The organism is Bacteroidales bacterium (genome assembly GCA_031275285.1).
Taxonomy (GTDB): domain Bacteria; phylum Bacteroidota; class Bacteroidia; order Bacteroidales; family UBA4181; genus JAIRLS01.
Genome location: JAISOY010000095.1, coordinates 26967 through 39680, shown reverse-complemented (window position 1 = coordinate 39680; position 12714 = coordinate 26967). Strand labels below are relative to the sequence as shown.

The 12714-nt window shown below is 40.2% G+C and carries 8 protein-coding genes; 4 read left to right on the top strand and 4 right to left on the bottom strand.

Annotated elements, in window-relative coordinates; genetic code table 11:
• Positions 1-120 precede the first annotated feature (120 nt).
• The 3 genes from LBQ60_10455 (at position 121) to LBQ60_10445 (ending at position 4025) form a co-directional block, all read left to right on the top strand.
• Positions 121-1008 (top strand): AraC family transcriptional regulator, encoded by an 888-nt coding sequence (locus LBQ60_10455; GenBank protein ID MDR2038330.1) that lies wholly within the window; start codon positions 121-123, stop codon positions 1006-1008.
• 62 nt (positions 1009-1070) lie between these two features.
• A complete protein-coding gene (locus tag LBQ60_10450) occupies positions 1071-3305 on the top strand; it encodes a TonB-dependent receptor (GenBank protein ID MDR2038329.1) in 2235 nt (744 codons plus the stop codon).
• 15 nt (positions 3306-3320) lie between these two features.
• Complete coding sequence (locus LBQ60_10445; protein MDR2038328.1) at positions 3321-4025, top strand: Ig-like domain-containing protein; 705 nt, start codon at positions 3321-3323, stop codon at positions 4023-4025.
• Between the two features lie 110 nt (positions 4026-4135).
• On the opposite strand, the gene LBQ60_10440 is transcribed toward LBQ60_10445, so the two are convergent.
• Genes LBQ60_10440 through LBQ60_10425 form a run of 4 tightly spaced genes read right to left on the bottom strand, consistent with a single transcriptional unit; the run spans position 4136 to position 9592 of the window.
• Positions 4136-4525 (bottom strand): hypothetical protein, encoded by a 390-nt coding sequence (locus LBQ60_10440; protein ID MDR2038327.1) that lies wholly within the window; start codon positions 4523-4525, stop codon positions 4136-4138.
• A complete protein-coding gene (locus tag LBQ60_10435; protein MDR2038326.1) occupies positions 4470-5459 on the bottom strand; it encodes a hypothetical protein in 990 nt (329 codons plus the stop codon). The genes LBQ60_10440 and LBQ60_10435 overlap by 56 nt, the downstream gene beginning before the upstream one ends.
• Positions 5460-5466: 7 nt before the next feature.
• Positions 5467-8148, bottom strand: coding sequence for a glycoside hydrolase family 78 protein (locus tag LBQ60_10430; GenBank protein MDR2038325.1), 2682 nt, complete (start codon positions 8146-8148; stop codon positions 5467-5469).
• A gap of 19 nt (positions 8149-8167) precedes the next feature.
• A complete protein-coding gene (locus LBQ60_10425; protein ID MDR2038324.1) occupies positions 8168-9592 on the bottom strand; it encodes an L-fucose/L-arabinose isomerase family protein in 1425 nt (474 codons plus the stop codon).
• Positions 9593-10028: 436 nt separating this feature from the next.
• On the opposite strand from LBQ60_10425, the gene LBQ60_10420 reads away from it, so the two are divergent.
• Positions 10029-12371: a beta-galactosidase gene (locus tag LBQ60_10420; protein MDR2038323.1), complete on the top strand. Its 2343-nt coding sequence runs from the start codon at positions 10029-10031 to the stop codon at positions 12369-12371.
• Positions 12372-12714 lie beyond the last annotated feature (343 nt).

The following is a 12714-nucleotide window of genomic DNA, read 5'->3' as shown; positions in this document are numbered from 1 at the left end:
TGATATTTAATAAGCTCCATCAGTGTGTTTTAGAATGGATATTGTAATAATTTATTTTGTGATGAGCCATAAATTGATCCAGAATATTATTTTTGTAATCAGCATAATATAAAAATGAGGATGCAACATATTAAAGGTCCTTCTGTAATGGCAGATCTGTTTACCAGAATGCCATTAGATAATCGGGAATTATTTGTGATCCGGAAACTTAATGTTTTGGGTTCCAAAAAAGAATTTCCTTCTCCCTTGATCCGTTCTGCCATTCATTGTTTTTTCTTTATCATCAAGGGAGAGGCACTTATTTTAGTAGGGGATAAATCATATCTGTTCAAAGAGAACGAATGCGCTATTGTTCCTGCTGGTCAAATGTTTTCAGTACGTTATTATAATGACTGCATTGGTTATATGGGCGGTTTTCATACAGATTTTCTTAATGTTGATAGTGAAAATAACAATCTGTTACGTACATTCGGCTTCCTTCGCAGATGGAGCGATCATAAGGTATTTTTTGACCAGGCACACGGGAATTATGTCAGATATATTTTTGAACGACTTTGTGTTGAAAATGAAGGCAAAAAAAGTAAACATGTTATTAAAGCATACCTCACTGCTTTATTGGTAGAAATAGATGAAGTGTACCGGAAATCAACGGATCTAGAAGATATTGAAGTAGACAACAGATTGTGTAATGATTTTGTTGAAATGGTATTTGAACAAGCGGATCAAAGTCTTTCTATTGCTTACTATGCTGAAAAATTGAATATAACTCCTGCTCACCTGCATAAAATTGTAAAGCGATTTACCGGTAAAACTCCTTTATCCTGGATCAATGAGGCGGTTCTGCTTGAGGCTAAAGTGATGTTGTGTCATACTGATATGTCAGTGAATGATATTGCCGGAAAAGTTGGTTTGCAAGATGCTTCATATTTTTCCCGTTTGTTCAAGAAACAGGTAGGGATGACTCCTATTGCTTTTCGTAATGAAGTAAAATATCCGAAAAAAGGCTAATATCGTCCTATTATTGCTTCGAAAATAGGTAATACATTTGCATTCGTTTTTGAATATATGCAATGAAGTTTTTAGCCCTGGCTTTATTTATGTTCGCACAGCCCGAATTCCCGGATGATACTGTAACGGTATTATCTCAGGTAGATATCATCGCTCCTTTAAAACAACACGGGGGGCTGATGGAGCAACCGGTTGCTGCGACTTCACTCACTTTACACAACATCGAAAACAAACGAATTATTGAACCCAAAGATTTATCCCTGATCACACCTAATCTCTATTTACCTGATTATGGCTCTAAGATGACCAGTTCGATATATATCAGGGGAATCGGAACACGTATTGATCAACCGGCTATGGGTTTGTATGTGGATAACCTGCCGATCCTGAACAAAAACAATTATGATTTCGATTTTTTTGATGTACGGCGTATCGATATTCTAAGAGGCCCTCAGGGAACTCTATACGGACGGAACACCATCGGGGGTGTGATCAATGTATACACATTATCACCGTTTTATTATCAGGGCACACGCCTTTCGGCCGGATATGCCAATGGAAATACTTTTGATGTTCGTCTGGCTACTTATCAACGTCCAAATGAAAAATTTGGTTATTCTGCTGCAGTTAATCATCACCAGAGTGACGGCTTTTTTACCAATCGTTATAATGATTCTAAAGCTGACCGTATACAGAGTGATGGACTTCGATTACGGTTGCAATGGAAACTTTCAGGAGCATGGATGGCAGATCATACCTTTTCTATCAATAAAGTAAAACAAAAGGGTTTTGCATACTCACGTTATGATGAAGCAACCGGCGAAGCAGACCCGGTCAATCATAATGATCCTTGTAGCTACGACCGTCTTGGGCTGATCAACGGAATAGGATTCCTGTATAAGAATCAATTATTCCATTTTTCCAGTACCACCAGTTATCAATATACGGATGATAAAATGGTACTTGACCAGGACTTCCAGCCCAAATCCATGTTTACCATTACACAATCCCAGAAAGAGAATGCTGTTACACAGGAATTTGTATTAAAATCTAATAATGAAGATAAAAAATGGCAATGGTTATCCGGGGTGTATGGATTCTATAAACAGATATCCATGGATGCGCCGGTCAATTTTAAACGCGATGGAATTGACGAGCTGATCCTCGAAAATGCAAATAAGGGCATTCAGTCTGTCTTTCCCAATGCGGAGTTATTGATTGAAGAGGATGAATTTTTAATTGCAAGTCATTTTAAAATGCCTGTATATAGTTTATCTGCTTATCATCAGTCTACTTTCCAATGGAATCGTATTAAGGCAACTGCAGGTATTCGATTCGATTATGAGCATTCCTCTATACGTTATAATAATTATGCGGATATCCACTATCGGTTTTCACTAACCATGCCACAGTTTAAGCCATTATCAACTACGATGTCAGATCATGACCACATGACTTTTTTCGAGTTAATGCCACGTTTCTCTCTTTTATATGAGATAAATACGGAGAATAATATTTATTTCACCATAGCCCGGGGGTACAAAGCCGGTGGATATAATACACAAATATTTTCCGATGTTTTGCAAAATAAGATGATGGACAATCTGATGTCTGACCTGGGCATTTACTATGAGGAAGATACCTATGACACATCTTCGGCGATTTCCTATAAACCTGAATACACATGGAACTACGAAGTTGGAAGTCATTTCGAGTTGATCAGACATTCTTTGAAAGGCAATCTGGCATTATTTTTTATTGATTGCCGGAACCAACAATTGACTGTTTTTCCTCCGGGAAAAAGTACCGGACGGTTGATGTCTAATGCAGGAAGGACACATAGCTTTGGTGTGGAATTGTCTCTGAATTATTTCTATGAAAACCTACATCTGACAGGTAATTACGGATATACAAACGCACGGTTTGTTTCTTACAATGATGGAAATACCGATTTTGCAGACAATTATGTTCCGCATGCGCCGCAAAATACGGTTTCTTTGGGTGCCCAATACCACTTTGATTTTGATCATAGATGGTTAGACCGCCTGCTTTTACAGGTTGATTGGCGGGGAGTCGGTAAAATCTATTGGAATGAAGATAATACCTTATCACAACCCTTTTATAGCCAGTTAGGGGCTTCCATATCATGGAAAAAGAGTGCCTTTACATTCAGTATTTGGGGAAAAAATCTGACCGATCAGGATTATTATACCTTTTATTTCAGATCGGTAGGAAATTCATTTGTACAAAGGGGTAAACCACTTCAGGCAGGAATATCTTTAAATGTAAATATATAACTTAAATAATTAAAAATGAATCGTATTGTATTTTGCATGTTGGCTATTACTTTCTTTTTTGTTGCTTGTGATAAAGATGATGATGAAGCTGTGACAGCCGTGACAGGAATAACACTTAATGAAGAAAGCATTGTGTTGAATGTTGGAGAGAATAAATCTTTATCAGTCAATTTTCAGCCAGATAATGCGACCAATAAAAATGTGACATGGACCAGTGATCAGGCAGAAATAGCATCTGTAGACAAAAACGGTAAAATAACAGGTATCGCTGTGGGTGATGCCACCATTACAGCGACTACGGAAGACGGAAAAAAAACAGCATCCTGTAAAGTGACAGTTGCTCAATCCTTTCAATTCCCTCAGTCCTATATTGGAACACTCTCTGTGACCCAACAGGATAACAGTACATTTACCCAGGAGAATGTTACGGTAACCATGACAAAGACCGGTGAAAATCTGATGCAGATGATCATGCTGGGAGTTAAATTTTCCAATGAAATGCCTATATCTTTGGATATGACAGTAAATGGCATCACATCCGAGTCTTCAGAAAATGGTATTTCATTGACAGGTGATCAACTGATACCCATGGCTATGGGAGGAGAATTTCCTCGATATATCATTACAGGTTTAAATGCCAGTCTGACAGTTGATGATATTACCCTTTCCATGACCTGTGGAGGGATTTATCCATTAACATTTTCAGGATCAAAAAAATAAAAAAGTTTAACATATTCAAGATGGGCTGTTCGTAATATTCGAACAGCCCATCTTGTTTTATATAACAAAGTAATTTGAAAGGTATTTCTTAAGAAATATCAAGGTATAACTTATGGAGTATTTTCCATCATATAATCTTGAATAGCAGATTTTGCAGCTTCATTGTCCCGGATGCCTTCCCAGTTAAAAATACACATTAACCGGGCACGCTGATCTGCCAGTGTATTTTCCAGGGCCAATTTCCATATTGCTTTTTTCCCGGAGGCGGAACTATATTGTGTCTGTGCATCCGGATCTGTAGTGTCCATCATTAACCATTCAACAGCACCCCAGTAAGGAGCGTCGGAACGTGCCAGATTACGTAAAACCGCGGGTTCTTTCATCGGATCCCGGGCATGTGCATAAAAACTCCATCCCGGACAGGAATATTCATTAACAGCAGCATCATACAGGAGTTCTCCGTCCGACCCATCCGGCAGCGTGCGTAAATAGTTTTTCACGACTGATCCCCTGCTGTGCAACTTCCCGGGATAAGAATTCCAAATACCGGCGTATTGCTTCATATAAATCCCTTTCGGTAATATCTCCTTTGGTTCGTATCCCCGAAGTTTTGAGAGTAGCGTATCCGGTTTGCTGCACTCCTCTGGAAAGTACATCTTGTCCTACAATTCCGGATACAGGATCCTCTGATGCCGGTTTGTCCAGAAGTTCATTCCCATTGGGATAATAATAAGCATTTACGCCTATAGATGACTCATGCCCGACTTTTATGGCGACAAATAGATGTTGTTTGTCCTCAGGCAGATTTTTTGACCATTTTACGACAATAGGGATCAGAAGATCCAACTGTTCCTTACATGCTTCAAGGTATTTGGTACTTGCCAGGTTTGGCGGCGGTAAAACCCGGATTTGCCGCCCCCAGTTACGCCACGCGATTTTAATCGCATTATCCGGAGACCAGTGTGTCCATTCAACATTTTCACGGTTGGCCGGATTATAACCCGGACGGGATGGATCCCACCAGTTCCAGAGGTCCGGTCTGGCACCCCACCAATGCTCCAGATCGAGATGGATCATAATGGGAACAGAAAGTTCTTCTGCAGTCTGTAAGAAATTCTTTAATGCCTGAACCGTTTTCTCCGGTGTTGTACGAAAAGGCGAAAAAATAAACCCAATGCCTATTTTTACTTTCGAATTTTCCGATCCGGTAAATGATTGGGCAACTTCCTGGAAATTTTTTTGATTGATCGATGCCGGATTTTCCTGACTCATACCTTGTCCGGGAGCCCTTACAAGGATAATGTATTTTACATCATCCGTTTTATGTACCATGTTCTTTCCATGTATACCCGTTGAAAAGAAAATATAAACAAGCATCCATGCGAATATCCGGTGTTTGTTATTATTGATCTGGTGGGAGAGGAGTCGAATCATTTGTCCGTTATTGTTTCAGTTCGAATTCATAACTTCCCGATAACAAATGATAGCTTTGCTTATTACCGGAAAATACCATTTTGTTATCATCTACCGGCAGACTCGTTTTCTTCAACTGGACTCCTGAGGGAAGAAAAAGTTCAGCTGATGAATTGGCCGGAATAGTTACTTTATAGACAATATTTCTTTTTTTCCTTTCCCATTTTGATTCAATCAATCCGTATGGAGACTGATAATCGGAAGAAAAACGCTGAAGTCCGGAAACAAAATTCGGACATAAAATAATGTGTTTAAACCCTGGTTTGGACTCATCAGGATAGATTCCTCCCAGACCCCTGAAGAACCATCCCCCAATAGCTCCAAACATCATATGGTTATCGGAAATATCTCTCTCCGCTTTGAGATCCCAGTTCTCTAAAAGTGTTGTTGTACCGTTTACAATCCACCAACCCCACGAGGGATACTTATCCTGTACAGCCACTTTATAAGCGGTTTCTGCATGTCCGTTTTCACTTAGGGCATAAAGAAGTGCTTTTGCTCCATGTACGCCAACATCCAGATGGAATCCATTGGTTTCCACTTTTTTTGCCAGATTATCAGCTACTACCTGTCTCATATCATCGGGTACAACTCCCCACATGAGCGGCATGCTTTGTTCCGTTTGGGTTCCTTTGGCATAGATGCCTGTTTCTTTATCCAGGAATTTACGATTGATGGCATTTTTTATTTTTTCTGCTAATACTGAATAATGCTTATGATCATCCTGTTTCCCGAATAATTTTGCTGCATCGGCAAGGATTTTTGTGTCGACATAATAGTAGATGGAAGACATCAGTTCTTTTGTTGAGTGGGACTTTACCGGGACCCAGTCACCTCTTCCCCAGGATGTCAATCCATCCGGGCTGCGCGTATCAATATAATTGATATAGCGCTTAATGTTTTCATAACAGTCAGCCAGCAGTTTGCTATCCCCATAAAAGACATATATATTCCAGGGAATGATGGCAATGGTACTTGTCCAGTCTACACCGTTATCAGTTCCGTATCCCCAACCGCCTGTCGGAATGATATCCGGAAGGACACCATTGGGTTGTTGTTCGTCACGATGATCGGCCAGCCATTTTTCATATACAGTGATCCCATCAAAATTGTACAATCCTGTTTCTACGGCAAGATGACCATCACCCGTCCATCCGTTTTTTTCACGTTGCGGGCAATCCGTCGGATAACCAAATAAATTGGACAAATAAGAATTATTGGTAGCCCACCACAACCGGTTGATTAAAGTGTTGGATGCTTCGACATGTCCAACTGCAGGAACGTCACTGTGCATAAAATAACCGGTCAGGTTCTCTGTTTTCAACTCCATCGGTTTACTACAGGTGACTTCAACATATTGGAATCCTTTATAATTGAATTTAGGCATAAATTCATCTTCACCCTTGCCGCTAAGGATGAGAATATCCGTCTGGAACGGATCAGCATTGCGGTCTCCCCTGTAATAGACATCTATGTTCGACATATCTGCTCTTCCGTTAGGATATAATCTTTCTGTATGTTTGAGTTTGATTACTGTTCCTTCATCCCCCGATATCCTGAACTTGCTTACACCTGATATATTTCTTCCCAAATCAAATAAATAAGTGGTATCGTTAATTTTAGTAATGCTTTTTGGGCTGATTTCTTCTACATTACGTATGGGATGTAACTGTTGGGCAACAATATTCTGAGACGGTGCGGCCCTGTACCTGACGCCTCCCCATTTGGAGTCGTCAAATCCGGGCTTATTCCAGCCATGTTGTTCTTTACGGGCGTCATAATGCTCGGCAGTATAGATGCTGTTGAAAATAACTGCTCCCGAAGAAGATTTCCAGTCCCTTTCCGACATAATGGTTTCCACGGTTCCGTCTTCATAGGTGATACGCAGATCCAGGCAAAAAGCCGGCCGGTTTCTCCATGGAGCACGGTCAAAATCCCATACGGCTATAGATTGATGATTGTACCATCCGTTACCTAACAGCACACCTATGGCATTTTCACCCTGCTGTAGTTGTCTGGTCACATCATAAGTCACATACAAGGTCCGCCTGTCAAAGCGCGTATAGGTCGGGTCAAGGCGGTGATTCCCTATTTTTCCCCCGTTGATGTATAATTCATACAATCCTCCTACTGCAATATATGCCCTGGCGGATTTGACCTTTTTATTCAGATCGAACTTCTTTCTGAAATAAGGAGCCGGTTTAAAATCAATCCCATGGTGATCGCTGATCCATGCTCCCCGCCAGTTGCTTTGTTGCATCATACCGGTTTCAAATGAATGGACCATCGATTGTACTATTTGATCATCCTTACCCCACACCCGTACTTTCCAGTAATACTTTGTAAAAGGGTTTAGTTCATTCCCGGCATAAGTAACCGGTATTTTATCTGAACCGGTTTTTCCGGAATCCCACATATCTCCTCTGTTTCCCTGAACTTCAAGGGAATCTGTACCTACAATAACCTGATAGGCATTTTGCACCACATTGTGCCGTGGATCATCCAACATCCAGGATAATCGTGGAAACGGCACATCAATACCCAAAGGATCGGCCAGGTATTCACATTTAAGGTTGACGACATTTTGGGCCAATAAATTGCCTGAAATAACAAATAGACACAACGTGAGTAAAAAAGATCTTATATTCATAATAAATGTAAATAAAAAATTAACAGATACTGATTACCGGAATATTTAATAAAAAGCCTAATTTTTTGATTTTATCTGATATATGGCCGACACCGACGGCACAGTGATGGGATGGGCCGGCCTTGCTCCATTGGTTGATAAATTCACGTGCTCCGATAGGAAAACGGTACCGGCTGTTTGTATTCCCGATTTTTAGTGTAGGCCCTGCTACAGATTCTCCTTCGGCAGTCAACAGAAATATTCCGTCCTTTCCTTCACAAACCGACAATATAGTAACATCGCCGTATCTTACATTCATCTGGATGGATAATCCTTTACCCGGTTTTCCATGATAGACGGAGAGCGGGACAAGTTTTACCTTTCCTTCGGCAATGGCGAAATGAGCCGGTCCGTCATGACCCAACATCACAATATCATCATTAAAATCCATGGCATAGAATTCTGAAAAAGAACCGCCTATACCAAATTCCGAGAGAATTTTCATGGCCTGGGCATTTTTTACTTCACATTCTCCGGCTATGGGGATCCCTTTTCCTGTTAACAATGTATTACCGGCAATAACGGAAGTAACTATGTTTTCATAATCATTACCGTTTATACCTTCATAATAATAGGCCAATGAACCTAATCGATGTAGTTGTATCAATTTATCCATAGCAACGGAGGTTTGTGCGGCACGGCGTATTTCCGCTTCTTCACAGGTGGGGTCTACTTCAAAAGCCTGGTAGAATTCGTTGATCTTATCCCGGATATCTTTTTCTGTTGCCTCATCCCTGTATTTCTTTAATTCGCACATTTCCAGAAGCTCCATGTGGGTACCAAAGGTGGCGGACTGTAAGGTGATATCCGTGTAAACATCCAACATGCCGCAATAGTAATGGCCTAGAATGCCCAACCGGTTATTTTTCATGGTAAACTGAACGCGTGCAGCATCGACCCATGCTTCTATTTCCTGCCATACTTGTTCTTCTTTCAAATACCCTGTGACAAAGTCGTAGCGCAATCCGCTCCGATTGAAAACATTGGCTATTTCCGGAACAGAACAGGCCTGACAATGAGCCAGCCAGTAACCTGTCATCTTTCCCCGGTCTTCCATACTGTTAATGTACTCGTAGTCAATGGCAGGAACAGGCTGAAGATTGAGTACGATGACCGGACAATTTAATCTTTGGGCGATCGGCAGAATAGTTGAGGAAAGACAGTAAGTGGCTACATATAAAAAAACCAGGTCAACTTCTTCTTTAGCAAAGAAAGATGCGGCTTCTATAGCTTTTTCGGGTCGATCGATCATGCCTGCATCGGCTACCGGAACATGACATCTTTTTTCTATCTCTTTTTTTATTTCATTCTGGTATAAAGTCAGCGAATCCTTTAATCCCTCGAATTGCCCCCAGTATGTCTCCAATCCCGTACCGAAAAGGCCTATTTTGCAAACATCTTTCATATGATTATAATTTATTTATGGCCATATGGAACCCTCATTTCAATTTTTATACTCTTTGGCGAGCGTTCGTTCATGAGGGTTTCATGATAGATTTTTTTAGAAAAATCAAATGTAATGATGTATTTGTATGTTCGATCATAAAATTTACGCAATCGGTTGCGAAAATCGTTTTAACAGGAATATTTTTGAGGGAATTTGTTTTTTATGAAATGATATGAAGAACTGAAAATATTGTTTGCCTTTGCATTAATTATTTGCCGTACATATCAATAATTTCAAACAATTAATGTCAAATTTAATGGACGTAATCAATTTGATTTATGTGATTTAAGAAAGCAATAAATCGTACTGAGTGCTTGATAAACATATTGGATATCATTTTTTCATTGTATATTATTTTACATCTTTGTGCATAAATACACTAAAAAATATGTAGATGAATACAAAAATTACCTGCCTGTTACTTTTTTGCATTTTCCTGTTACCGGCATGCACTTCAAAGAATCAACCCGGTACGTTTGAATCCGGAGAAAAGACATTTCTTTTGAATGGTCAACCGATGCTGGTGAAAGCAGCCGAAATTCATTATCCCCGTATTCCCAGGGATTATTGGGAACACCGGATTGAGATGTGTAAATCCTTAGGAATGAATACTATTTGTTTGTATGTTTTTTGGAATATACATGAACAAGAAGAAGGTAAGTTTGATTTTAAAGGTCAGAATGATATTGCTGCATTCTGTCGGTTGGCGCAGAAACATGGAATGTGGGTAATTGTACGTCCCGGTCCATACGTATGTGCCGAATGGGAAATGGGTGGATTACCCTGGTGGCTGCTTAAAAAGAAAGAGATCGCGCTGAGGACTCAAGATCCTTATTTCATGGAACGTACACGTATATTCATGAAAGAAGTGGGCAAACAACTGGCAGACCTGCAGATCACACGTGGTGGCAACATTATAATGGTACAGGTAGAAAATGAATATGGCGCTTATGGTACTGATAAACCCTATGTCTCGGATATACGTGATATTGTCAAAGAAGCCGGATTTACAGATGTCCCTCTTTTTCAATGCGATTGGAGTTCGAATTTCCTGAACAATGCATTGGATGACCTGCTCTGGACCATTAATTTCGGGACAGGCGCTAATATTGAGAAACAGTTTGAAAAACTATCGGAACTACGGCCCAATACACCATTGATGTGTAGTGAATTTTGGAGCGGATGGTTCGATCACTGGGGTCGTAAGCATGAGACACGTAGCGCTGCTGCGTTAGTAGATGGATTGAAACAAATGCTCGACCGTAATATCTCCTTTAGCCTTTATATGACACATGGAGGAACGACTTTCGGGCATTGGGGAGGAGCTAATTCTCCCGCTTATTCTGCGATGTGCAGCTCCTATGATTATGATGCGCCCATCAGTGAATCGGGAAGGACGACTCCTAAATATTTTGAAGTACAGAAATTACTTAAAAACTATCTTCCTGAGGGTGAATCACTGCCTCCTGTTCCCGACTCAATACCAACCATCGCTCTTCCTGTTTTCGAGTTGACAGAAACGGCAGGAGTATATGAGAATTTGCCAGAACCTGTACATTCTGAAAATGCTTTGTCCATGGAAGAGGTGAACCAGGGGTGGGGAACTATCTTATACCGTACCCGGTTGCAGCCATCTGAAAAACAACAATCCCTGCAGATTACCCATGTTCATGATTGGGCGCAGGTATTTGTTAACGGGGAAAAAGTCGGGACACTTGACCGCCGTAAAGGAGAATCGACCTTGCTGCTTCCTCCTGTTGGGGAAGGGGCCATACTGGATATTTATGTTGAGGCCATGGGACGTGTGAATTTCGGAAAAGCAATTCATGATTTCAAGGGTATTACCGAAAAAGTGGAACTGAAAACAAGAGATTATATCACGGAATTGAAAAACTGGGAAATATTCAGTTTCCCGGTAGACTACGACTTTGTAAAGAATAAAGAATATAAGAAATCATCTGGAAAAGAAACCATGCCGGCTTATTATCGTGGAACATTCACCATTGAAAAAACAGGGGATACTTTTCTTGATATGCGTACATGGGGAAAAGGGATGGTTTGGGTCAACGGATATGCCATAGGGCGTTTCTGGGAAATAGGACCACAGCAAACCCTTTATCTTCCGGGATGTTGGCTAAAGAAAGGCAAAAATGAGATCATAATATTGGATATTGCCGGACCTTCTGAAAATAAGATCGCCGGATTACGCAAACCGATACTGGATATGCTTCGTGTAAAAGAGGCCATCACCCATCGTGCTCCGGGACAGGATCTGAACCTGAAATCCGAAAAACCTTTTTACAAAGGAACTTTTAAGTCTGGAAACGGTTGGCAGGATATTTCATTCGGGAAAACCGTTAAAGCCCGCTATTTCTGTTTGGAATCACTGAATTCATTTGGCAACGATGATTATGCGTCTATTGCCGAGCTGGAGGTGATGGGCGCCGATGGCAAGCCTATTGACCGGCAAAATTGGAAAATTATATATGCTGACAGTGAAGAAACGGAAAAAGCCAATAATTCTGCAGATAAGATCTATGATTTGCAGGAATCTACTTTTTGGCATACCAATTATTCCTCTTCGCCAGGTGGCCATCCTCATCAGATCGTTATAGATTTAGGAGCGGTATATGACATAACAGGTTATGCTTATCTTCCCCGTCCTGAAAAGAATTTTCCGGGAATGATCAAAGATTACAGGATATATCTGAAAGAAGATCCGTTTAAATTTGAATGAATGGAATAAGGTCCGGATTATCTTCCAGTGAATAAGGGCCTTGTATTTTTATTTGTAAAAGTACGAGGCCATTTGAATTTCATTCACCATAAATAATAGACACTTTATTATAATTACTAATATTCATTCGCAACATTACGAATAAATATAGAAAATTGAATGTATCCGACACTTCATTTTTTGATGAAATGATCTATTTTAATGATCCTTTCTATGAATAATCATAATCTTTAATTAAATCAAATCTTCATATGAGGCTTGTTAAAATTTTGCAAATTAGTATCTTGTTCAAATTGAATGAATGTTTCCCCAAATCGGATAGATTTTGTAACGTTGCAGCCTC